This window comes from Bradyrhizobium sp. USDA 4532 (genome assembly GCF_024171315.1).
Classification (GTDB): domain Bacteria; phylum Pseudomonadota; class Alphaproteobacteria; order Rhizobiales; family Xanthobacteraceae; genus Bradyrhizobium; species Bradyrhizobium australafricanum.
This window is the reverse complement of the sequence record NZ_JALJZN010000001.1, coordinates 4,452,336-4,476,710: the sequence shown is the minus strand read 5'-3', so window position 1 is coordinate 4,476,710 and position 24,375 is coordinate 4,452,336. Positions and strand designations below refer to the sequence as shown.

The 24,375-nt window shown below is 59.4% G+C and carries 20 protein-coding genes; 16 read left to right on the top strand and 4 right to left on the bottom strand.

Annotated features, from left to right (window positions below):
- Nucleotides 1-31: 31 nt before the first annotated feature.
- The 4 genes from J2R76_RS20445 to J2R76_RS20430 all read right to left on the bottom strand — a co-directional run bounded on the left by J2R76_RS20445 (nucleotide 32) and on the right by J2R76_RS20430 (nucleotide 6,886).
- Complete coding sequence (locus J2R76_RS20445; RefSeq protein ID WP_253624800.1) at nucleotides 32-703, bottom strand: response regulator transcription factor; 672 nt, start codon at nucleotides 701-703, stop codon at nucleotides 32-34.
- Nucleotides 700-3,372, bottom strand: a complete 2,673-nt coding sequence (locus J2R76_RS20440) for a PAS domain S-box protein (protein ID WP_253624799.1) — start codon at nucleotides 3,370-3,372, stop codon at nucleotides 700-702. The genes J2R76_RS20445 and J2R76_RS20440 overlap by 4 nt, the downstream gene beginning before the upstream one ends.
- Nucleotides 3,373-4,445: 1,073 nt before the next feature.
- Complete coding sequence (locus tag J2R76_RS20435; protein WP_253624797.1) at nucleotides 4,446-5,750, bottom strand: dicarboxylate/amino acid:cation symporter; 1,305 nt, start codon at nucleotides 5,748-5,750, stop codon at nucleotides 4,446-4,448.
- 566 nt (nucleotides 5,751-6,316) lie between these two features.
- On the bottom strand, nucleotides 6,317-6,886 hold the full coding sequence (locus tag J2R76_RS20430; RefSeq protein WP_253624796.1) for a hypothetical protein: 570 nt from the start codon (nucleotides 6,884-6,886) through the stop codon (nucleotides 6,317-6,319).
- Between the two features lie 356 nt (nucleotides 6,887-7,242).
- Between J2R76_RS20430 and J2R76_RS20425 the strand changes: the two genes are divergently transcribed.
- The 16 genes from J2R76_RS20425 (at nucleotide 7,243) to hypF (ending at nucleotide 24,374) form a co-directional block, all read left to right on the top strand.
- Nucleotides 7,243-8,289, top strand: a complete 1,047-nt coding sequence (locus tag J2R76_RS20425) for an aromatic ring-hydroxylating dioxygenase subunit alpha (RefSeq protein ID WP_253624794.1) — start codon at nucleotides 7,243-7,245, stop codon at nucleotides 8,287-8,289.
- Between the two features lie 3 nt (nucleotides 8,290-8,292).
- Complete coding sequence (locus J2R76_RS20420) at nucleotides 8,293-9,045, top strand: GntR family transcriptional regulator (protein ID WP_253624792.1); 753 nt, start codon at nucleotides 8,293-8,295, stop codon at nucleotides 9,043-9,045.
- 10 nt (nucleotides 9,046-9,055) lie between these two features.
- A complete protein-coding gene (locus tag J2R76_RS20415; RefSeq protein ID WP_253624790.1) occupies nucleotides 9,056-10,036 on the top strand; it encodes a PDR/VanB family oxidoreductase in 981 nt (326 codons plus the stop codon).
- Between the two features lie 739 nt (nucleotides 10,037-10,775).
- Entirely contained in the window at nucleotides 10,776-11,456 is a 681-nt protein-coding gene (locus J2R76_RS20410) for a molybdenum ABC transporter permease (RefSeq protein ID WP_253624788.1), read from the top strand.
- 102 nt (nucleotides 11,457-11,558) lie between these two features.
- Complete coding sequence (locus J2R76_RS20405; protein WP_253624786.1) at nucleotides 11,559-12,821, top strand: serine hydrolase; 1,263 nt, start codon at nucleotides 11,559-11,561, stop codon at nucleotides 12,819-12,821.
- Between the two features lie 809 nt (nucleotides 12,822-13,630).
- The gene (locus J2R76_RS20400) at nucleotides 13,631-14,722 is read left to right on the top strand and encodes a hydrogenase small subunit (RefSeq protein ID WP_253626059.1); all 1,092 of its coding nucleotides are present in this window, start codon (nucleotides 13,631-13,633) and stop codon (nucleotides 14,720-14,722) included.
- A gap of 23 nt (nucleotides 14,723-14,745) precedes the next feature.
- A complete protein-coding gene (locus J2R76_RS20395) occupies nucleotides 14,746-16,536 on the top strand; it encodes a nickel-dependent hydrogenase large subunit (protein WP_253624784.1) in 1,791 nt (596 codons plus the stop codon).
- 4 nt (nucleotides 16,537-16,540) lie between these two features.
- Nucleotides 16,541-17,260 (top strand): Ni/Fe-hydrogenase, b-type cytochrome subunit, encoded by a 720-nt coding sequence (gene cybH, locus J2R76_RS20390; protein WP_253624782.1) that lies wholly within the window; start codon nucleotides 16,541-16,543, stop codon nucleotides 17,258-17,260.
- A complete protein-coding gene (locus tag J2R76_RS20385) occupies nucleotides 17,257-17,856 on the top strand; it encodes a HyaD/HybD family hydrogenase maturation endopeptidase (protein WP_253624781.1) in 600 nt (199 codons plus the stop codon). The genes cybH and J2R76_RS20385 overlap by 4 nt, the downstream gene beginning before the upstream one ends.
- A gap of 16 nt (nucleotides 17,857-17,872) precedes the next feature.
- Nucleotides 17,873-18,163, top strand: a complete 291-nt coding sequence (locus tag J2R76_RS20380; protein WP_050402936.1) for a HypC/HybG/HupF family hydrogenase formation chaperone — start codon at nucleotides 17,873-17,875, stop codon at nucleotides 18,161-18,163.
- 185 nt (nucleotides 18,164-18,348) lie between these two features.
- A complete protein-coding gene (locus J2R76_RS20375) occupies nucleotides 18,349-18,759 on the top strand; it encodes a hypothetical protein (RefSeq protein ID WP_253624780.1) in 411 nt (136 codons plus the stop codon).
- 20 nt (nucleotides 18,760-18,779) lie between these two features.
- Nucleotides 18,780-19,643, top strand: a complete 864-nt coding sequence (locus tag J2R76_RS20370) for a hydrogenase expression/formation protein (RefSeq protein ID WP_253624779.1) — start codon at nucleotides 18,780-18,782, stop codon at nucleotides 19,641-19,643.
- 100 nt (nucleotides 19,644-19,743) lie between these two features.
- A complete protein-coding gene (locus tag J2R76_RS20365; protein WP_253624778.1) occupies nucleotides 19,744-20,838 on the top strand; it encodes a hypothetical protein in 1,095 nt (364 codons plus the stop codon).
- Entirely contained in the window at nucleotides 20,831-21,172 is a 342-nt protein-coding gene (gene hypA, locus J2R76_RS20360) for a hydrogenase maturation nickel metallochaperone HypA (protein WP_229159175.1), read from the top strand. The genes J2R76_RS20365 and hypA overlap by 8 nt, the downstream gene beginning before the upstream one ends.
- Nucleotides 21,172-22,119, top strand: coding sequence for a hydrogenase nickel incorporation protein HypB (hypB, locus tag J2R76_RS20355; RefSeq protein WP_253624777.1), 948 nt, complete (start codon nucleotides 21,172-21,174; stop codon nucleotides 22,117-22,119). The genes hypA and hypB overlap by 1 nt, the downstream gene beginning before the upstream one ends.
- A complete protein-coding gene (gene hypF, locus J2R76_RS20350) occupies nucleotides 22,116-24,374 on the top strand; it encodes a carbamoyltransferase HypF (RefSeq protein WP_253624776.1) in 2,259 nt (752 codons plus the stop codon). Before hypB ends, hypF begins: the two co-directional genes overlap by 4 nt.
- The last annotated feature ends 1 nt before the right edge of the window (nucleotide 24,375 follow it).

Sequence of the window (24,375 nt, the reverse complement as noted above, 5' to 3'; positions counted from 1 at the left end):
GGGCTCGAGTGACGAAATTGTAAAATCATACTTAGGTTTGTTCAGGACGATTGGCGCCGATCCCCAGAGTCTCAGCCATTCTGATCAGATCGGCCAGCGAGCGGGCACGCATCTTTCTCATTACGTGTCCCCGGTAGATCTTGACCGTAATCTCGGCGAGCCCAAGCTCAGCGGCTACCTGCTTGTTCATCAGGCCGGAAGCGACCAGTTTCATCACCGCCTGTTCGCGCGGGCTTAGGGTCTCAAATAGGGACTGCAATTTTGCGACGGTTTGCTGGGCCTCCCGTCTTTTGCGGTCGCGCTCGGTCGCGGCGATCACCGCGTCAAGCAATTCCTGATCGCGAAACGGTTTGGTAAGAAAATCGACCGCGCCTCCTTTCATCGCCCTGACGCTCATGGGAATGTCGCCATGGCCGGTAATGAAAATGATCGGAATATGTATGTTCAACTTCGCTAGCTCAGTTTGGAACTCCAGGCCGCTCAAGCCCGGGAGCCGGATATCAAGAACCAGACAGCTAACAACATCCGGAAGTGCGCTCTGCAGCATTTCGCGGGCCGATCCAAATGCAACGACGTCTAATCCTACCGATTGAAAAAGGTTGGTGAGCGACCGACGCATGGAGATGTCGTCCTCGACGACGAAGACGATCGCCTTTGTCGAGGTCTCGGGATTGCTGCTTGGCGAGTCAAAGCGTCGCGTCACGGGAGGGCCTCCTCATGCAACGGCAGGGCAAACTGGAATGTCACGCCCGGCTGCTCCTTGCGCACCACTGACAGCCGTCCTCCGTGAGCCTCAACGATCGACCGGCAGATCGAAAGACCCATTCCAAGGCCGCTGGATTTCGTGGTGAAGAAAGGCTCTAGCACGCGGTCCGCATCATTCTCGGCGATCCCGACGCCCCAATCTGTCACGGCCACCTGCACATGCCCGATATCGTCCATAGACGACTGAATCAGCAACTCACGCTTTCGGTCCGTGACTGCGTCCATGGCTTCGATTCCGTTCATCACCAGATTGATGATCACTTGCTGCAGCTGAATCCGGTCACCGAGAATCGTAGGCAGCGCTGCCGTCAACTCGGTTCTTAACGCCACCTGGTGGCTCACCAGCTCTCGTGTCACCAGTGCAATGACGTCCTTAACGACCTCATTGATATCGAGCGGCACCATCTCGATCTCGCCCTTCTTCGCAAGTGCGCGCACGCGACGGATTACTTCGCTTGCCCGTATTGCGTCTTCGATGATCCACTCAACCGAAGAGCGCGCCGCGGATAGATCAGGAGGTTCGCGGCCCATCCAACCGAGGCACGCGTCAGCGTTGCTGATAATAGCGGCGAGTGGTTGGTTGATTTCATGGGCAATGGAGGTTGTCAGCTCTCCTAACGTCGTCACACGTGTCACATGGGCAAGTTCCGCCTGTGCCTTCCGCAACTGTTGTTCGGCTTGATCTGCGCGAATAATAGCGGTGATGTCGGTGCTGACGCCGCGGTAGCCAAGGAACTTGCCGTTCGCATCAAAAAAGGGCTTGCCGCTCGTCCGAACGTAGATCGGAGATCCGGTCCGGTTGACAGTACGGTAGACCAGATCCCGAAACGGCAGATGCGCCTCCAGTGTGGCCCGGTGCTGTCGCCACTTCTCAGGTTCCTCTTCCACATCGCACGCAATGTCCCAGCGGAGCAGGCCCATCAATCCTGTCGCTAAGATTCCCGCAGCGCTGATGTGCTCGGACAAGCGCGTAACCTGGTGATCCGGCCCAGTCTCCCAGAGCCAATCGGAAGCCGTCTCGGCGTAATCGCGAAAGCGCTGCTCGCTTTCGCGCAGCGCAGCCAGTGTGTTTTCCAGGCGCTCTCTAGCGGCGTATTGCTCGGTCACATCCATATGCGTTCCGATCAATTCGCTCACGCAGCCATCGTTGCCGACCACGATGTGCGCAACGGAGTGTATGCGCCTTATCCCGCCGTCTTTTAGAAGAATTCGAAAATCATACTCAAAGCGATCTTGCTTGAGCTCGATAGCCTGGCGCTGCACCTCCTGGAGCCCGGGGAGGTCGTCTGGATGGATGCGCGAGCGAATGGTCTCTATTGATACAGTCTCTTGCGGATCAAACTCAAACAGACGATCGACCTCGGCGGAGCGATACACAAAATCGAGCCCGTGAACGTCCCAGGACCAACTGCCCGTGTGACTGAGATGCTGGGCTTCGGCGAGATAGGCCTCACTGCGGCGCAGCTTCTGCTCTGCTTGCCGCTCCGCGGTAACATCCGTCGCTGCTCCGACAAACTCAATATCACCGCTGGCGGTTCTCGTGGCTCGTGCCCGCGCATGGATGTGCTTCACCGAGCCGTCCGGCAGCAGCAGCCGGTATTCATGTTCGAAATCCTTCGGATCTCGCATCGCCCGATCAATGACCTCTTGAACCGAAGCCCTATCATCTGGATGCGTGCGCTCGACGACGAGGTGCGGCGACGGAACGGTCTGCGGGTCCAACTCAAATATTCGAAACGTCTCCTTTGACCAGAAGACCTCGCCGGTGACGACATTCCAGCCGAAGCTGCCTGTATGGCTCAGCTCCTGGGCCTGGGCCAAATGTGCTTCGCTCCGCTGCAGGGCAAACTCGGTCCGCTTCCGTTCGGTGATGTCTTCGCAGGATATCAGAACAATGGGCCGGTCATCAGCCCAGATCATGGCTTTGGCATTTTCACGTACCCACAGTACCGAGCCGTCGTTCCTGACTTTCCGGGCCTCCCAGATTCGCGATTGACCGATATCTTCAAGGCAAGCGCGAATGCATTCGCGAGCTAACTCGCGATCCTCCTCCAGAAAGACTCCCAGGATGGAGTGGCCGATCAGTTCGGAACGCGCATAGCCGAGCTGTGACGCGCCGAACGTATTGGTATTGAGGACGGTACCGGCTTCGTCGACCATGACGTACATGGCCGGATTGTGTTCAAAGATTGCTTGCCAGCGTTTCTCGCGGTCCTCCAAATCGGCTGCGCTGATCCGGAGCTTGGATGCGGCCTCACGCGCGGCTTGGCTTTCCTGGCGGACTTTTCCGATCAAGTGCGTCCCGACGATCGAGACAATGAAAAATGCAACGACCACCGGAAGATCTTGTGGATCATCGATCCGCAGACTGAACGCCGGCGGCGCAAAGTAGTAAGCCAGAGCCGCGATGGCCACGACGCAAAGCGCGGCTGACGCGATGAAGCTGCCCATCAACGAAAACAGCAATACGACTAACAAATAGGCGAACGCCGTCGCAGCGAACTGCGCGTGAAGGTACAAGCAAGCCAGCGTTACCACGGCCAACGTTATGCTGCCGAAGGTAAACTGAGGCGCTGAAACTTTGAAACTGCTGATCTGGCTACGCATTTTTGTACCGTCCGGCCTTTTCTCCGGCGGGAGAGCTATAACATTTTAGGCAAAAATGGGGCAATCCTTTCGCTGCCGACAGACGTTCGTGAGCGGATCCAAGATCGATTGCCTTCTGTTGAACTCAGCACGCGCCGAAGAAATTCGCATTACAAACGTACGTATAGTTGTCCTAAACCTTTCAATAGTGCGCGCTAACCTGTGTACAATCGAGGCTGCGTTGTCTGGTTTCCTCCGCGGCCGGTGACCTCGGGGCAGGCATTCGAGGTTGCGGCCCTAGGATCGCCGCCGGAACCTGTTGGCACGCCACGACGAGGACAAGGGCTGCAGTTCAGCGAGGACGTCGCGGCCGAAAAGCACCCCGCTCGCCGAATCCGGAAAGGATAGATGCAAGCTGCGGGACCACGCATCTCGCGATCGATCATGCGGAAGGGAACGCAATGTAATGTGCCAAGATAGCAAGGCGAAGTTATGCAACGGCTGTCTATGCCTCGCGGCCATCTCAGCCCAGGTTTCGTGCCGATGAGCCGTTAGCCGGAATCGAGAGCGCGTACATAACGCCGAGCCGACACTAGCTTCTTCGAGCCGCCTCGTCTCAGTCAAGGTGCCAATCTAGTCCACGCAGATCACACTTATCGCGATCTGGATACGCACCGTTAGACTGAGTCGAACGCGCAAGTGGCTACCGCCTAGCCGGCCGGGCGAGGCGAGTGCGGTGACCACGACGTGGCCATTTGTGGGCAGGCCAAGGCCTTGGTCCGTCACGCTGGATACGTTCTTTCGCAGTCTTACTGTCTGGCTCGGCAATGTTGCACAGGCGCTCGGCTGGCCAGAAGCCTAACCTCGAAAGACCACGCTTGAAAATGACTTTCCAAAATTGCAGCTCCTTCTCGCGTGCGCTAGCGTCTCACAGGCGACTGCCGGGGGCGTGACGCGGAGCAAGAGCTGCGTTCTGGAGATCCCGTGGGAGTTCGCAGTTCAAGCACGGTGCCGACTTGAACTACGAAGGATCGTGAATGCGGTTGCGCTTGGATTCGACGCGTCTTGCAATGACGGCGACCAAGATCCGGGGCCTACCTCCTTGTGTCGACAGTGGTGGGCCGGTCGAGCCGAGCGTGCAACGTCGCGTGCTCTAGCTCGCCTTCCCACCAGGATACGAACACGGCTGCAATGCCATTGCCGGTGATGTTGGTAAGGGCGCGTACCTCGCTCATGAACTTGTCGATCGAGAACACGATTGCCATACCCGGTACCAGCGCTGGGTTGACGACCGACAATGTTGCGGCGAGCGTGATGAAGCCCGCGCCGGTGACGCCGCTTGCCCCCTTGGAGGTCAGCATTGCCACGAGCAAGATCGTGAGCTGTTGGCCAAAGGTGAGATCGACTCCAAGTGCTTGGGCAATGAACAATGTGGCAAGCGTCATATAGATGTTGGTGCCATCGAGGTTGAAGGAGTACCCAGTTGGGACCACCAGGCCGACCACGGGCTTGGAGCAGCCCAGCCGCTCAAGCTTCCCCATCAATTGCGGCAGCGCGCTTTCCGAGGACGAAGTGCCGAGCACGATCAAAAGCTCGTCCTTGATATAGGCAATGAACTTGAAAATCGAAAAGCCGACGATGCGTGCGATAATGCCGAGCACCACCACCACAAAAAGCGCAGCCGTCACGTAAAATAGCGCGATCAGACCGACCAGACTGCCGAGCGCTGCCGGCCCGAACTTGCCAATCGTGAAGGCCATGGCGCCGAAGGCCCCGATCGGGGCCGCTTTCATGATGATGGCGATTACGCCGAACACCGCGTGCGCGACGTCGTCAATCATGCCGCGCAGCCGCTCGCCGCGTTCTCCTAGCGCCATCAGAGAAAAACCGAACAGGATCGCGAACAGGAGCACCTGCAAAACATCGCCGCGAGCGAACGCGCCAACTATGGTATCGGGAATGATGTTGAGAACGAAATCGACGCTCTTGGAGGCTTCCGCTTGCTTGACGTAATTGGCGACCGCTGCAGCGTCCGGCTTGACTGCAAGGCCATGACCGATTTGGACCAGATTACCCATAATAAGGCCCAACAGCAGCGCAAAGCTGGAGACGATCTCAAAATAGACCAATGCCTTGACGCCGACGCGCCCGACTTTCTTTGCATCCTGAATGTGTGCGATGCCGGATGCGACGGTGCAGAAGATGATCGGCGCGATCACCATCTTGATGAGTTTGATGAATCCGTCACCGAGCGCCTTGACCCAATCGTTGGTCGCGACAGATGGCCACAGCCAACCGACCAAGGCGCCAACCACGATGGCGATCAACACCTGGACATAGAGGATCTTATACCAAGTTTGCGACGCGCGCGCGGGCGCCGCGGTTGCCATGGTGGTCATGACGCTTCCTTCCCGAATATACTCGAATGCAAGCCGCCGCGTCGTTGAGAGGCGACAGCATCATGCGAGGCTCGTCGTTTTAGCCGTGTCCGATTGAAGACGATCCGAGAGGCGGCGCGTCATCCCAAAGGCAGGCGTTCAGTTACGTTATCTTTTTTCGCTAAGCAAGATATGCACCAGATGCCCGATCTGCGGCCAATCAAGTGTCCGCGGATAAACCGTCTCTCGCCGTTGGCTCGGTCCAGGTGCTCGGACCGCGGTTGCAAGCTCGAACATGACGTTGCAGCATAATGCGTATCTTTGGTCGGCTGGGCGTAGCGCGGGCACGTCTCGACCTGGAAACTTGGCGTGATCGGATGCCCCGACTGATGAGATTGATGCAACACTGCGTGAGATTGGTAAAATCGATAGTTTTGATCGTAGGCATTCATAGGATGGAAGTCTGGCGCATCGAAGATCTAGAACCCGATTGCCGCAAATTCTGTGATGGAGGCGCTGCATTTTCGCTAGCGGCAAAGCATGTCCGTTCGCGGGGCATTTGTCTCCAGGTGAAGTGAACGCACAGCTCAGCAGAAGGCGGAGATCTGGCTGTGCGCACAAGAGCCCGCAGAGGTCGTCCAAGAAGAAGCAATCTTATGGCCCTTGAAGTCCTGCCGTCTGTTGCCGAGTTCAGCGGCAACGTGGCCCCTCAAGACGGGGTACCGTCGTCTCTGCTCGACCTCGCGGTTGGCCAGAATGGGAACACCGCACATACTCGATAGCTCCCGCATGTAGGCGCGCACTACAGAGCCGAATCGTCGTTTGATGAGAATCTCCGAGCACGAGCGCATGCGGCGCGGCGTAAGATGAATGGGCGCGCTGATTCCGTCGTTTTTATCGGATTGTTCAAGCATTGCGCGATGCTTGAGCAACGCGCCTTCACGCCATCCATGCGCATCGGGGGAGGGGCTGCCACTATCGTAAATCGCGCAGAGGCGCGCTTCGGCAAAATTGGCGGAGGCCATTCGGATCGCACGGACGAATGGCGCCTTCTGCTTGGGTGTTGAATGTCGCCCATCGACTTTGCTATCGCTTCGGGGAGCGCGCGTATGCACGATGTTGGCATCAATAAAGTTGCTGCGATTCGCGCTGCGCATTTCACCTGGAGCTATCAAGCTCGATCCGATCTCGGGCTATCGCGCGGTTGTTGCGCACGCTGGACGGTGCTGAGAGTCCCATCAGGCTAGGGACCCAGCAGACCGCCATATGAGGACAGCGCAGATTCTGGCGCGAGATGCCGTCGGACATGCGCGCCGGCGAGGTCGAACTCAGCGGGTACTGCCGTTTTGCCGCGCGCTAACCCAAGCTGATGCTTGGCTAGCGAGATCAATTTAGGACCCTTTTCTGTATACAAGTTTTCCTGGGCCAGCCGCGCAATTGTGCATTTATGGCCGCACTTCGACCGAAGTTACCCGTCATTGTATACATAAAGTGTCCAGAGTTGGGGTGATACATGAGCCGGTGCTTTCCGATGAATGTCTGGTACGCAGCCGCTTGGGATGCCGAGGTGAAGCAGGCCTTGTTGCCGCGCACGATCTGCGGCAGGCACGTGGTGATGTATCGGCGCACCAATGGCGAAGTGGTAGCGCTCGAGGACGCCTGTTGGCATCGACTAGTGCCTCTCTCAAAAGGCCGCCTTGAGGGCGACAGCGTTGTCTGCGGCTATCATGGTCTGAAATTCAACGCGCAGGGCCGCTGCACCTTCATGCCCTCGCAAGAAACGATCAACCCCTCCGCCTGTGTGCGTGCTTATCCCGTCGTCGAGCGCCATCGCTTCGTCTGGCTATGGATGGGTGATCCGGCGCTAGCCGACCCGGCCTTGGTGCCGGACATGCACTGGAACGATGATCCCGCTTGGGCCGGCGATGGTGATACCATTCATCTGAAATGCGATTATCGTCTGGTTATCGACAACCTCATGGACCTGACGCACGAAACTTTTGTGCACGGCGCCAGCATCGGCAACGACGCCATCGCGGAAGCGCCGTTTGACGTCACTCATGGGGAGAAGACCGCCACCGTGACGCGCTGGATGAAGGGGATTACCGCGCCGCCATTTTGGGCCAAGCAGTTGCAAAAACCTGGTCCGGTGGACCGCTGGCAAATCATTCGTTTCGAGGCTCCGTGCACGATCAATATCGACGTCGGCGTGGCGCCCACTGGAACCGGCGCGCCCGAAGGCAATCGCGCTGCCGGGGTCAATGGTCTTGTCCTCAACACGATCACGCCCGAAACGGAAACGAGCTGCCATTATTTCTGGGCATTTGTGCGCAACTATCGGTTAAACGAACAGCGCCTGACCACCGAGCTCCGCCAAGGTGTTTCTGGCATCTTCCGTGAGGACGAGGTCATCCTCGAGGCGCAGCAGCGCGCGATTGACGAAAATCCTGACCGCGCCTTTTACAATCTTAATATCGATGCGGGCGCGATGTGGGCCCGCCGCCTAGTAGACCGGATGATCGACGCCGAGAAATCGCACAGTCGGCAGGCCGCGGAGTAGGGCATGGCCGAGCGCGAAAGCGATCGCTCCGTCTCACAAACTGTACGTGCCCAGCTCAGCTTGCGCGATCTGATCCTGTCCGGCGACTTGCGGCCGGGCGAGCGGATCTCCGAATTGCAGGCTGTTGAGACGACCGGCGCTTCGCGCACCCCGGTGCGAATGGCATTGGTCCGCCTGGAGGAGGAGGGACTTCTGGAAGCCATTCCTTCTGGCGGCTTCATGGTGAAGACGTTCTCCGAGCGAGATGTCATGGATTCGATTGAGCTGCGTGGCACGCTCGAAGGTCTCGCCGCTCGTTTTGCAGCCGAGCGCGGTGCTTCGTCGCGCGATCTCGAGCCCTTGAAACGATGCCTTGACGAGATCGACGGCGTGGTGCGGCAGGATCCAATCTCTGTGGACGCTTTCTCTTCCTACGTCGCGCTCAATGCGCGCCTTCACGCCATGTTGACTGAATTGTCGCGTAGCCCGCCCTTGATCCGGCAGGTGGATCGCGCCTCCGCGCTGCCCTTTGCCTCCCCAAGCGGCTTTGTGATGACCCAATCGACACTGCCGGATGCGCGCGACACGCTCATGATTGTGCAAGATCAACACCGCGTCGTGATCGACGCAATCGAAAACCGCGAAGGTGCGCGCGCTGAGGCGATCATGCGCGAGCATGCGCGAGTGGCGGCGCGCAATTTGCGCTTGGTGCTCCAGAACAAGACGCATTTTGACCTACTGCCGGGGCTGGCGCTTATCAGGATGGCAGGCGAGTAAAGGAATCTGCATGCGGTTCATTGAAAGCTGGATACCGGCAACCCTTGTCGCGACGCGCGATCTGACGCCTTCGATCCGCGAGTTGCTGATCAGACCGGAAAGCTTTGATGGCGCGACCTATCCGGTCGGCAGCCATATCAATGTCGCTGTCACTATCGATGGGCGCCCAGAGACGCGGTCTTACTCGCTGGTCGGCGAAGCCGACCGAGGCGGCTATCGTATCGCGGTGCGCCGCGCCGAGGACAGCCGCGGCGGCTCGCGGTACATGTGGTCCCTTGCGCCGGGTGCGCGGCTGAGCATCACATTGCCTGCCTCGTTGCTGCAGATCGACTGGGCGCGCCGGCACTACTGCCTGATCGCGGGCGGCATCGGCATTACGCCACTGGTTGGGGCAGCTCAGGTGCTCGCCTGCCGCGATGCCGATTTCACGCTGCATTATGCTGTGCCCTGCCGCGAGCAAGCCGCCTATTTGGATGTCCTCGCCCCCTTGCTGAACGAGCGGCTTATTGTCCATGCAGCCGATGAGGGGCGCCGGCTCAATTTCGATAATCTGTTCGCCTCGCTGCCGCCTGACGCCTTGACCATGTTGTGCGGTCCGATGCGGATGCTCGATGCCGCGCGCCGGGCCTGGGATAGCGCAGGACGAACGGTGTCCGACCTGCGCTACGAAACCTTCGGGTCGAGCGGCTCGCTGCCGACTGAAGGATTTCGGGTTCGCTTTGTCGATCGGAACCTCGAAATCGAAATTCCGAGTGATCGCTCGCTGCTGGACGTACTCAATGAATCCGGTTGCGAGGTGATTGCGGATTGCCGGCGCGGCGAGTGTGGTGTTTGCGCCATCGACATCATCAAGATCGACGGTGAGCTTGATCATCGTGACGTCTTCTTCAGCGAGCCGCAGAAACGCGCGAACGAAAAGATCTGTGCATGTGTCTCCCGCGCCCGGGGCACTATCACGGTCGATATACGGCACCGCCCGGACGCTCTGTAGGTCGCTGCAAACCGTTTTCGGTGCCTCCCGGCACACTAGCTGCATGTCGCAAGGTTGTGCGCTCGTTTATCACGGTGCGCACATGATTACCGGATGAAGGCGTCGCTGCTTGGAGGCCCTTTGCGGCAATGTCCAGCAAGGCATGAATTCCGATACGCTTGCTACCAGCCGCGTCCATTATCGTAAATGGGACTGTGGCGGATTGTGCTTGCGCTCAGCCGCGCCCGCGCTCGAGCGAACTCTAAACGACCGGGGCAATTTTCGAAACAGAATCCACTTAAGGGTCGCGTCGAGTGATCATGAAGCGCCGTAAGATCCAATAGCAACCCTGAGGGCGTCAAACTCTGCCGCATCATTGTGCCGCCGCTGTCTGCTCGGGAACAAAGATGCCGGAAACCTGACAGAGCGCAAGATCCACTCCACAGCGAACTCGTCGGCTGTGCGTATTTTCTCGCGTTGAGCCTAGGTGCACCACATTGCGCAAGCGGCACAGGGATTGCTGGACGACGAGCGAGGAGCTGCCGCCGTCAAGATCGGTCGAAGCGGCCCCGTAACAGGAGTTTCCTATGAAGCTTGCGACGCTGCTCTTGCTTTCGAGAACGACGCGCGTCAATGTGGGGGCCGCCACGAAGTTCCGCACGACTAAGAGGCGCTGCGCGCCCCATGCCTCGGCGCGCCGGACGTGCAGGCGATCACTGCCCCGAGACGGCGACCGTCTCTCGCTGGGGGGCTGACGGCGATGGATGCGTTTTCGGCAGAGATTTGGCAATCCGTTGCGCTTACGGTCGAGCTCGCCAGCGTGACGACCATGATCCTCCTGGTGATTGGTGCGCCGCTCGCGTGGTGGCTAGCGCGTTCAAAGACTGCTCTGCGCGAGGCGGTGGCAGCGATCATCACGCTGCTGCTGGTGCTACCGCCGACGGCACTCGGTTTCTGCGTCCTCGTGCTGCTCGGCCCCAGCGGCCCGGGCGGGCTTCTCGCTTCTTTCTGGGGCGAACGCTCGCTCGCCTTTACCTTCGCAGGAATCGTAGTCGGATCGGTGCTCTCGGCGTTGCCTTTGGTGGTGCAGCCAATCCGCAACGCCTTTGCTGCGATGGGCGACCCTCCGCTGGAAGCTGCGGCGCGGGTTTCTCCGTTGTATGCCTTCATTACCATCGGTTTGCCGCTGGCGCGATTGGAGTTTGTCAAAGCCGCTGTGATTGGTTTTGCTCATACGATCGGCACATTCGGCGTCGTGATGATGATCGGCGGCAATATTCCCGGGCGCACCAAGGTGTTGTCGGCCTACGTCATAGACTACGTCCAAGCATCACGCTGGCGCGAGGCGAGTGTGGTTGCGGGCGGTATGGTGATGTTCGCTTTTGCGGTCATCTTCACCTTAGCTCTCCTCGACAGACGCTGTTCCAGGAGAAGCACATGAGCGCAGGCACGCCAAGCCGGGTCGAGGGGCGTTCCGCTTGCCAGACCAGACATGCCAGAGCTGGAGCAGCGCAAGCCAGCTCCGTCTATTGGCGAGGATAGAATGAACAAGCTTGTTATGGCCGCAGTGGTTGCTGGAATCAGCTTCAACTCAGTGCATTCAGCGCCTCTGCCCGAGGCCATGGCCGATGACGTCGGAGTTTCTCAGCAACGCCTTGCCAAGCTAGACGAGTTCTTCGATCGTGAGATCGAAAGCAAGCGCGTGCCGGGCGCGGTAGTTGCAATCGCCCGAGACGGCAAGCTGATTCATTACAAGGCGTATGGCCAACTTGATCCTGCAAAAGGATCGTCGATGCGGCTCGATGCGATGTTCGCGCTTGCATCTATGACCAAGCCGATGGTGGCCGTTGCCGGGCTCACCCTCATGGAGCAGGGTCGCCTGCCTCTACAGGGCAGGCTTACGGATTATTACCCGGAATTCGCAAACATGAAGGTCGCGGTGCCACGGCCTGACGGTTCGTTAAAGTATCAAGCGCAGAGCTCTCCGATCTACATCCACGATCTTTATCGGCACACATCAGGTCTCACCTATGGCGCGCCTCCAGATAGTCCAGACCAAGTGGCGCGTCTCTACCCGGATTTTGCAGCCCCGCCGCTAAAGGGTGACAAGCAGGCTTTCATCCAGGCCATTACCAAGTTGCCGCTAGCGCACCAACCGGGGACGGAATTCGAATACGGCTTCTCGACCGACGTGCTCGGAGCTGTCGTGGAACAGGTCAGCGGACAACGATTGGGCGACTATCTTGCCAGCAACCTGTGGAAGCCGATCGGGATGCAGGATGCCACTTTCCATTTGTCCACATCACAACGCGAGCGCCTCGCGCATCCGTTTCCAGACGACCCGCTGACTGGAAAGCCACAAGAGATCGAGCTCCTCGAAAGTCCGACAATGTTTGACTGCGGAGGGGCCTGCGCGTTTGCGACAGTCGGTGACTATGTGCGCTTCGGGCAAATGCTGCTAAACGGCGGGGAACTCGATGGGCAGCGCATTCTCGGCCCGAAGACGGTGCGCCACATGATCTCCAACCACCTCGGGCCGGAGATCAAGAATAAGGTCGCCAATGTGGAGGCGCATCGTGCCGGCTTCGGCTTCGGACTCGGAGTGGCTGTGCGCATAAGCGAGGGTATCTCGGCGGTTCCGGGCAATCCAGGTGAGTTCACCTGGACCGGCGCTTACGGAACACAATTTTTCTGCGACCCGAAGGAGCGTCTGATCGTGGTGGTCGGAACGGCCGCGCCCGGAGAAATTCGCAAGTACTATCGCGAACAAGTCCAGTACATCGTCTATGCTGGAATAATTCGATAATTCGCCCGGCGTTGAAAGACCCGACGACAGTTTTGGGTGGTTGGAAACCGGCGTTGCCGCTGGACACCGATGACTGAACTCAGCGCCGGAGCGGCTATCCTCGGCCGGATTGCGCCGGTGCTAGGAACGAACGTGACGCTTCCGGCATCGCGAAGAGACTCTCGCAGGCGAGTGCGGTGTCGCGATATGCTAAGAGGACCGCGGCTTGCCGTCGACTGGCTCGCGCGATGCTCTCCTAGATGATCGCTTTAGAACATCCAGACCGTCGCGCCCGATCCCTTGGTAATGCCGTGCGGCAGCCACATTGAATGACAGACAGATCGGATCGATTCGCCTCGCAAATCAAAGCATGTGCGCTGCGCGGCTCGGCATCGCGTTCTGTTCGGCGCTGGGCCGGCCACTTTGGCGTGTTTCCGCAGTCGGACTATGACACGGATCGAACCCCATTTGGCCCGCAGAGAGCGAGTCTGATTGAGATGGACGGTGCCCGTCAACTGCACCAACTCGTTCAACAACCGGCAAGCGCGCGCGTGTTCCGATCGTGCAAAAGCGGGTATGACGTGGTCGCCCTGGATTGGCAAAATCATTGTGCTGCTCTGTTGAAGTTCTCACATCGACGTTCAAAGCCCGACATCACTGGCGTGACAGGGCTCAACGGCGCGAGCCTGGGGCTTGCTGGCCGGCTCGCCGATAGGGCAAGAGTCGAAAGGCTGGCTTGGCATCCAGTCAAGCGTTGGGTTCCGATGGCCTGTTTCTTGCTGCTGCGTCAGCAGTTCGTTCGGCCGACGACGACTCACATGGAAGGCTTCATGAGTGGGGCAACGGAGACGCTTTACAGCGTGATCAGACGTCAGGGCATCACGCGTCGTAGTTTCCATAAGTTCTGTAGTTTGACGGCCGCCAGCTTCGGACTTGGTCCGCTTGCCGCAAGCACTATTGCCGACGCCCTGGAGACCAAACCGCGCGTACCCGTGATCTGGCTGCACGGGCTCGAGTGCACCTGCTGCTCGGAAAGCTTTATCCGCTCGGCCCATCCGTTGATCAAAGACACGCTGCTGTCAATGATTTCGCTCGACTATGACGATACGATCATGGCGGCGGCAGGAGAGCAGGCTGAAGCTATCCTGGAGGAAATCCGCGCCAAGTATAAAGGCAAGTATGTGCTTGCGGTCGAAGGTAATCCGCCGCTGAAGCAGGGGGGCATGTTCTGCATTGACGGCGGCAAGCCGTTCGTTGAAAAGCTCAGGTCGATGGCGGAAGAGTCGATGGCGATCATCGCTTGGGGCACGTGTGCGTCCTGGGGATGCGTCCAGGCGGCCAAGCCCAATCCGACTGGCGCTGCGCCGATCGATCAGGTGATCAAGAACAAGCCGATCATCAAGGTGCCCGGCTGTCCGCCTATCGCAGAGGTCATGAGCGGCTTGGTGACTTTCATCACCACGTTCGGAAAGCTTCCGGAGCTCGATCGCCAAGGGCGCCCAAAGATGTTTTATTCCGAGCGCATTCACGACAAATGCTATCGACGTTCCCATTTCGACGCCGGCCAATTCGTCGAAGAGTGGGACGATGAGTGCGCACGCAAGGGCTATTGCCTCTACAAGATGGGCTGCAAGGGGCCAACCACCTACAATGCCTGTTCGGCCCTTCGGTGGAACGGCGGTGTTTCATTTCCGATTCAATCCGGCCACGGCTGCCTCAGTTGCTCCGAAGACGGCTTTTGGGACAAGGGTTCATTTTACGACCGACTGACGACCATCAAGCAGTTCGGCATTGAGAAGAACGCCGATCAGATTGGTATGGCTGCTGCCGGGGTGGTTGGGCTGACCGTCGCCGCCCATGCAGCGGTCACCGCCGTGAAGCGGTTGACCAACAAGCCGGATCGCACAGCTCCACCAAAGTAAACGGAATTGAGAAGAGGGCGACGGTGGCCGGACAGATACCAAATGGGTTCAATCTCGATCGCTCCGGCAAGCGAATTGTCATCGATCCGTTGACGCGCATCGAAGGCCACCTGCGTGTCGAAGCCAATGTCGATTCCGACAACGTGATCCGCAATGCTGTTTCGAGCGGGACGATGTGGCGTGGCATCGAAGTCATCCTGCGCGGGCGCGATCCACGCGACGCCTGGGCGTTTACTGAGCGGATTTGCGGTGTCTGCACCGGCACCCATGCGCTGACCTCTGTGCGCGCGGTTGAGAATGCGTTAGGGATCACGATTCCGGAGAATGCCAATTCGATCCGAAACATCATGCAGCTGTGCTTGCTCGTGCATGATCATCTCGTGCACTTCTACCATCTGCATGCACTCGATTGGGTCGACGTGGTCTCCGCGCTCCAGGCCGCCCCCAAGTCGACCTCCGCGCTGGCGCAGTCCATCTCGCCGTGGCCGTTGTCGTCTCCTGGCTATTTTAAGGATCTGCAGATCAGGCTGACTAAATTCTTCGGATCAGGGCAATTAGGTCCCTTCAAGAACGGTTATTGGGGGCATCCGGCCTACAAGCTGCCGGCGGAGGCGAACCTGATAGCCCTGGCGCATTATCTGGAAGCGCTCGACTTCCAGAAGGAGATCGTCAAAATCCAGGCCGTCTATGGGGGCAAGAATCCGCATCCGAACTGGCTGGTCGGCGGCGTGCCCTGCGCGATCAACATCGACGGAACTGGTGCGGTGGGTGCGATCAACATGGAGCGCCTTAATCTCGTATCCTCGATCATCGACCGTTCGATCGAGTTTGTCGAGCAGGTCTATCTGCCCGACGTCGCAATGATCGGCTCGTTCTATAAGGATTGGCTCCATGGCGGCGGACTTTCAAGCAAAAGCGTAATGTCCTATGGCGACATCCTCGAAAACGCCAACGACTGTTCTTCGAACAATCTCAAGCTGCCGCGCGGCGTGATCCTTGATGGCAACCTCACGGAGATATTGCCGATCGACCATAGTGATCCGGAGCAGATCCAGGAGTTCGTCACGCATTCGTGGTATAAATACCCGCACGATTGCTGTGGACTGCATCCATGGGATGGCATCACCGAACCGAGTTTCGAGCTCGGGCCAAAAGTCAAGGGCAGTCAGACCGATATCAAGGAACTCGACGAAGGCGGCAAGTATTCGTGGATCAAAGCGCCGCGCTGGCGCGGCCACGCCGTCGAGGTCGGGCCTTTGGCGCGATACATCATCGGTTATGCGCAGGGCAAAGCCGAATTCAAGGAGCCGGCCGACAGACTGCTCAAGGGACTGAATCTTCCCCTGACGGCGATGTTCTCGACGCTCGGCCGTACCGCGGCGCGGGCACTCGAATGTCAGTGGGCGGCGCATCAGCTGCGTTATTTCCAGGATAAGTTGGTGGTCCATATTAAGGCAGGCAATACGGCAACTGCCAATGTCACAAGATGGAAGCCGGAAAGCTGGCCCAAGGAGGCGATGGGCTACGGTTTCGCTGAGGCGCCGCGCGGTGCGCTTGGACACTGGATCAAGATCAAGGACACAAAGATCGACAACTATCAATGTGTCGTGCCGACGACATGGAACGGATCTCCTCGCGATCCCAAGGGCAATATTGGCGCCTTTGAAGCCTCGCTGATCGGCACCCCGTTGGCCGATCCGCTGCGACCCCTGGAGATCTTGCGTACGATCCATTCCTTTGATCCGTGCCTGGCGTGCTCGACCCATGTGATGAGTCTTGACGGCCAAGAAATGGCTTTAGTCAATGTTCGTTAGGGACATGCGAAACGAGGCTCCGCAACCCCCCGCTGCCGTCGATGCGGCACCGACCGAGTGCGGCATCGGCCATCGCGGCGCCTACGTTTATGACGCACCGGTGCGACTGTGGCACTGGGTCAATGCGGCGGCCATTCTGATGCTGGCCTTAACCGGCTATCTGATTGGAACGGGCACACCGGCGATGTCGGGACAAGCAAGCGGCAATTTCCTGTTCGGCTATATCCGATTTGCGCATTTCTCTGCGGGATATGTCCTCAGCGTCGGCTTTGTTCTGCGCATTTACTCGGCCCTGATTGGAAATCGACATGCCACGCAGATCTTTTGTGTTCCGCTCTGGCGCGGGTGCTTTTGGCGCGAGGTGCACCACGAGATTCGCCGGTACGGGTTCCTTGCAGTTGAGCCCGACAGACGCGTCGGGCACAACCCCCTGGCTCAGCTCGCAATGTTCCTCATGTTTACGCAAATGATCACGTTCATGATCATCACAGGCTTTGCACTTTATGGGCAGGGCGCCGGTAGCGACAGTTGGCAGGACAGGCTGTTCGGCTGGGTGTTTTCAATCTGGCCGAATAGCCAGGACGTCCATACCTGGCATCATCTCGGCCTGTGGGTGATCTTGGTCTTTGTGCTGGTTCACATCTACGCAGTGATCCGGGAGGACATCATGTCGCGCCGGAGCATCTCCTCCATGATTTCGGGTGAGCGCGAGTTTCGCGATTGAATGGTACGCGGTTACTAGTTCCGGAGAACAAGCAACGGATCCTTGTGCTTGGCATCGGCAATATCCTGTGGGCCGATGAGGGGTTCGGCGTGCGGGCGGTAGAGGAGTTCCATCGCCGATATGTAGTCGCTGACAACGTCACCGTCCTTGATGGCGGCACGCAGGGGCTCTACCTCGTGAGTTATCTTGAGCAGGCCGATTGCCTGATCGTGTTCGATGCCATCGACTTTGCACTCCCACCCGGAGAGTTGAAGCTCATGCGGGATGCCGAGGTGCCAAAATTTGCTGGCGCCAAGAAGATAAGCCTACATCAGACCGGCTTTCAGGAGGTCTTGAGCGCGGCCGATCTGCTTGGCCGCTGCCCCCGAGACCTCGCTCTCATCGGATGTCAGGCGCTGGACCTGGAGCACTGGGGCGGTCCGCTGACAGCTCCGGTGCGCTTCCAGATTGCGCCGGCGATCGAATTGGCTTGCAAACTCCTGGCGCAGTGGGGCTCGCCGGCCACACTGCGAACGGCGCCGCTGCCTGCATCAGAACGGCTGTTGGCGAACAATATCGACCATGCAAGTTATGAGATGGGAGCGCAGCCGATCTAGTGGCCCGCAATTGATCATGTGCCTTGGCTTACCAATGATGATTGTTGAGACGGACGACATCACGGCACTTTGTGAGTATCGCAACGAACAGCGGCGTGTCTCGGTCATGCTGCTCTACTGCGCCCCGGTCGGCGCCAGGGTGCTCGTTCATATCGACACCGCCGTGCGACTCTTGGATGAGGATGAAGCAAGACTGATCTCGGAAGCACTCGACGGGCTTGACGCTAGCCGTAACGGCCAGGACTGCGGCCCCTTCTTTGCGGACCTGGTCGGTCGTGAGCCGCAATTGCCCGAGCATCTACGTTAGCGGTTCTGCTGCGGATGTTGCGGTGACTACGCCTGCTCGCAAATCGATCAATCGCGCGCACCTTCCGCATGGAAAGGTCAATGCTTCGAGCGATGATTCCAGTCTCCCTCACAGCGCGACGATGATTGGCACGTGCCTTGCTACATCTCACCTAGCTCAAACCAAGGACTATCTGAGGGAGTCTGATGAAGTTCCAGCCGGCGCGGCATGATCTCGCACCCTGTCCGTCCGAGGTGGAGAGCATCAGCGCGCATGCACGCCTGGCCACGCACGCTTCCGCGAGCGCACCCGAAGTGCTGCTGGCGGCCGCTGCCGTGCATTCGCTCCGGGCCGTCCATGTCGCATTATCCCTTCCTGAATTGATCAAGGCTTTTCGGCGTTGCGTGCAAAGCGCAGGGCCTGCGCATGCGTTGGCTGGAAAGCTGGTCGGAAGACTCGGCCCGCGTCGTCGATCGACGCCAATTTTGTGCCATCGGCACGATACGCTCTGCCTGATCGGCAGGCGTCTGGACCGTTTGGTCAAGATCGACCGCATCGTCGTATCGATCGTTTGGCTGTACGCGGGTAGCATTTGTGCCGGCTATGCCTCCCGATAGATCCAACGGGACATCGTATCATGAAGACAGCGGTCCGCGTCGTATCCGAGGACGCCGAGCAGGTGGTGAGCAAGTCTGCCACGGGCACGGAAAGTCTCGATGTATTCCATAGCGGGCTGACGACTATGGGGGTGGTAGCCAAGCGCGCCCGGCGCGACGGCAACGAGCTTGCAAGGAACTATCCGAATGTCACGGTGCTGCTGTCGAATGTCGCCGCTGCCGCTCGCGGCCAGAGGCAGAGCACTCGGACGCAGCTGTACGGACTCGCCGATCTCAGCGAGCTCGAGCGCAAGCTGATTGGCGAGGTGCTCGGGGAGGGCGAGGTCGCCGGCGTGGTTGCGCTGCCAGATGGCTCTTTTGCGCAACTCCGGGAGGCGGTCCTTGCGGGAATCTGGCGCGTGCGTATCGGGGCCGAACCGGCGCACGAATATGTTGAGGTTGGGGCAATCCCGCAGATTGTGCAGCGCGCCGCAACTGAGTTGACGTCTGCCGACTTTCCGATCGGCGCGGCACCGGACGGCGCCATGAACGTGCTCGCGGTGCTTGCGGAAATACGCGAGCGGGCGCGTGTCTGGCGGTCGGGCACGCGGGCGCATGTTATCAATCTGACGTTGCTGCCGATGAGTGCTGTGGACATGGCGTTCCTGCAGCAAAGTTTGGGCAATGGTCCGGTCCAGCTCATCTTCCGCGGTTACGGCACATGCCGCGTGCAGGCGACCGGAGTGAGGAACGTCTGGTCGGTGCAGTACTTCAATTCTTTGGACGACGTCATCCTTGATACGGTGGAGGTCGGAGACGTGCCGATCGTTGCCTTGGCTGCTGACGAGGATTTCGAGGACTCTGCCGAGCGCCTGCAGGAAATTATGGAGGCGTACTTCACATGAAGAACTCAAAGAATGCTCGCAATCCGGTGGGACGTCGCAGACTGCGCGCGGACGGCTGCTGCCGACATGTTTTGCGTGGGCTAATGACGCAGCGGTGCATATGAGCTTCGCGGTCCGCAACAAAATCGATGTCTCGGTCTGGCTCGCTGCCGACGTAATTGCCGCGGTCGAGATCATGCCCCGAGGCCGGCCACCGCTGGCGCGGCTGTTCGTCGGCAAACCGGCCTCGTCGCTGCTCAAACAGATCCCGCGGCTCTTCGCATTGTGTGCCGTTGCGCAGCAAACGGCGCTGCTGTCTGCGATCGAGACGGCGCGCGACGAAACGATCAGCCCCACGACAAGGCAGCATCGTGTTGCGCTGGTCGTTGCCGAGCGCATCGCGGAATTGTTGCGGGGTCTCTTGGTCAGACATCTTGCCCGGGACACCGCCAGTGCCGCGGCTATTCGCTCCGTGATGCAGGGAATGTCCGCACTTATCGGTAGCGGACAACCGGCCTGCGGGCCTGCTCGACGCGAAGCGACGGCAAGAATTGTGGCTGGGCTGGCCGCGATCGGCATGCCGAACGGAGATGACGTGCCCAGGCCCTGCAGCCCATTGGCAATTCGCATAGCCGCGCTGGACGAGATCGACCTGAAATCGATCCGGATCGCGCACTCGTTCCTGTCCGTTGCCGACGACCGCAACATCATTGAACGGCTGCTCGGCGATGACCCGACATTTTGTCATTGTCCCGACCTTGGGGGGCGTGCGCCCGAGACGGGTCCATGGGCACGCCAAATGACGCGTGATCGGCTCTGGCTGGGTCGGTCGGGTGCGGTCGAGCGGCTGAAGGCCAGAATTGCAGAAATCGTTCGGCTCTGCGATTGGCTCAAGTCCGGCGCTCATATCGACTCAGCGGAGCCTGGGATCATCGAAAGCTACCGGTTGGGTTCGGGACGCGCCGCGACCGCGGTCGAATGCGCCAGGGGCAGGCTCTATCACGCGGTTGAGCTTGATCCTCAGGGCCAGATATGCCGCTTCGAATTTCTTGCTCCGACGGAATGGAATTTCCATAGGAGCGGACCGCTTGTCCGGAACCTGCAGGGCGTGGTGCTGAGGGCGAGACGGCATCAGAAAGCGGTTCGTGCGGTGATTGAATCGCTTGATCCCTGTGTCGGATTCACACTCAGGTTTCGCAAAGTTGACGATGCATGAAATGGCGATTTGTCTGGGCATCATCCAAATCGTCGAGGAGGAGATGCGTCAGCGATCGTTGTCGCGGGTGCGGAGCATCTGTCTGGAAATCGGGGCGCTCAGCCATGTCGCGCCTGATGCGATCAGGTTCTGCTTTGCTGTCGTTGCGACGCGAACGATTGCCGAGGGGGTAGCTCTTGAGATCCTCGAACTTCCGGGTATCGCCTGGTGCATGAGCTGTTCTAACAGTGTCGAAATTGCTCGCCGCGGTGACCCCTGTCCTTGCTGCGGCAGCTATCAGTTGCAAGTAACGGGCGGCGAGCAGATGCGAGTGAAAGAACTGGAGATCGATTGATGTGTACCGTTTGCGGTTGTAGCCAAGCGACGTCTTCGATCGAACTTGCCAGAGTTCGTGATCCGGAGAGCCAAGGCCGTTGCTATCCTCATAGGCAGGACGATGGCGAGCGCCATGACGCGCATTTTCACGGCGACGAGAGGGTGCAGCATTCGTCCCATGCCCGCCACAGTCATGATCACGAACATTATCAGAGTGATGGTCGGCAAGCGCTTCTGAGCTGCGGCGCCGGCCCAGCTGGATTGAAGGTCAAGGGCACGAGCCGCGAACGCGTCATTCGGGTCGAGCGTGACATCCTCGGCAAGAACAATGCGATCGCGGCCGACAACCGGACGCTCTTTGCGGCCGACGAGCTGCTGGTGTTTAATCTTATGTCGAGTCCCGGTGCGGGCAAAACCTCGCTGCTCGTCCGCGCCGTATCCGAGCTCAAGCTCAGCTATCCGACCGGAGTCATCGAGGGCGATCAGCAGACCTCAAACGATGCCGAACGCATTCGAGCGGCCGGCGTGCCAGCTATTCAAGTCAATACGGGTAAGGGGTGCCATCTCGATGCTGCAATGATTGGCGAGGCTTATCGCCGCTTGCCGCGGCTCACGCGCGGTATTCTCTTCATCGAGAACGTCGGTAACCTGGTCTGTCCCGCGGCCTTCGATCTTGGCGAGGCCTGCAAGATCGTTGTGTTGTCGATGACCGAAGGTGAAGACAAGCCGCTGAAATATCCCGATATGTTCGCGGCTTCTTCACTCATGGTGATCAACAAGATCGATCTGGCCTCACTGCTTGAGTGCGATCTGGACAAGACCGTTGGATATGCCAGACGCGCCAATCCAAAGATCGAAGTGCTTACGGTCTCGGCCCGTACCGGCGAGGGTTTTGGCGCGCTCTACGCTTGGATCGATAGACAGGTGGCCCACCAAAGGCAGGCCGTAGAGGACGCCAGGCGATGAGCGCCGCAACCATTTGCGACCGGACACGACTGCGCGTGCGCGTGAGCGGAGCGGTGCAAGGGGTCGGCTTTCGTCCTTACGTCTATGGCCTCGCTACGCGGTACGGATTGGCGGGATTTGTCGCCAACGGCCCGGAGGGCGTCACAATCGAAGTCGAAGGTGGCCGTGCGTCGGAATTTCTTGCCACATTGCCGCTCGAGGCGCCTCCGTTGGCGCGCATCGACCACATCTGCGTTCAGGAGACAGCGGCGCTCGCGACAGAAAACTTTTCGATCGGCGCGAGCGAAGGCGGCAAATTGTCAACGCACATCATCGCCGACGCCGCGACCTGCGGGCAATGCCTCGGCGAGCTGTTCGATCCACAGAATCGCCATTACCTTTATCCCTTCATTAGCTGCTCCCATTGTGGTCCACGCTACACTATTGCCGGGCGGCTCCCATACGATCGCCACAACACGGTGATGAAGGCGTTCAGGCTGTGCGCCGCCTGCACGGCCGAATATGCGGATCCGGCGAGCCGCAGGTTTCATGCGGAGGCGATCGCGTGTCCAGAATGCGGCCCTCGGCTTAGCCATCGGATCAACGCCATTGTCGCTGCAATCGCGGCCGGTCAAGTCATAGCCATAAAGGGTCTCGGCGGCTACCAGCTCCTCTGCGATGCCCGTAACCAGGACGCTGTGCAGCGCCTGCGCAGCAGAAAGCAGCGCCGTCAGAAGCCGTTTGCAGTTATGCTCGGTTCCATAGAGTGCGTCAACGAGTTCGCGGAAGCGAACGCTCTCGAGCTCGCGCTACTCGAATCCGCAGCGCGGCCCATTGTGCTTTTAACTTCGCGCAAATGTCTGGCGCCCGCCATAGCGCCCGGCTTGTCTCGCGTTGGCGTCATGTTGCCTGTAGCCCCGCTGCATCATCTGATCTTTCATGCGCTTCGCTCGACAGGAGCGTGGATTGCGGAACCAAGCCCGGTCATCGTCGTCACCAGTGCCAATCCTTGCGGCGAGCCGCTCCTGATCGACAACGCGCAGGCGCTGCGCCGACTCGAGGCGATTGCCGACCTTGTCGTGACCCATGATCGGGATATTGTGACGCGTGCTGATGACTCCGTGGTCGCAGTGGTAGCTGGCCGCTCCCAATTCATTCGTCGCGCTCGTGGCTATGCTCCCGAACCGATCCAGCTCGCGCAGTCTGTGCCGCCCGTGCTCGCCGTCGGTGGCGCGCTGAAATCGACCGTCACCATCACGCGAGACAACCAAGCGTTCGTCTCCCAACATATTGGCGACCTCAACACGCCCGAAGGCATCCGTGTGTTCGAGGAAACGATCCAGCACCTCACATCGATTCTTGACGTAGAGCCTGTCGTCATCGCTCATGATCTGCATCCCGACATGGCATCCACACGCTTTGCGCAAGCAAGCGGCCGCGGGCTGATTGCAGTCCAGCACCACCACGCGCACGCTGCCGCCGTGATCGCTGAACATGGTCATGCGGGACCGGCGCTTGCTCTGGTGCTCGACGGCCATGGCTTTGGCTCGGATAGCGGTAACTGGGGTGGCGAGCTATTGTTGTGCGAAGGCGCGATGTGCCGACGCATCGGGCATCTCGTGCCGCTGCCAATGCCTGGTGGTGATCGCGCAGCCCGTGAGCCGTGGCGCATGGCGAGCGCGATACTACACTGGCTCGGACGGGGTAACGAAATCGCGCCGCGCTTTGCAGCGCAACGGCAAGCTCGATGTATCTCGGCCTTGCTCGATCAGTCGGGCGGGGCCACCACGACCAGCGCAGGCCGGTTATTCGACGCGGTGGCGGCGCTCTTGGGGATTGTGAGTTGGCAGAGCTATGAAGGGGAAGCCGCGATCAAGCTCGAGGCGCTGGTGCGGCGGACTACGATTCTAGAGGCCGGGTGGACGATCGATGGTGGCGTGCTGTCGCTTCGTCCGATGTTTGCGCGGTTGATTGCAGACGACATTGACGCCGCGGGCGGAGCCGGCCTGTTTCATGGCACCTTTGCCGCCGCCTGCGTTGACTGGGTCATGCGCTCCGCGCGGACAACCGGCGTCAATACCGTCGTTCTGAGCGGCGGCTGCTTTCAGAACGCGATACTGATGGATGAAATCTGGCGCGGGTGCTGCGCCGCCGGCCTGACCCCGCTGGTGCCACAGCGGGTGCCGCCCAACGACGGTGGTTTGAGCCTTGGCCAAGCCTGGATTGCCGCTTTGCAGATTGCTGAACAGTCGTCCGCCAGCGAAGGGAGAGGCTGAT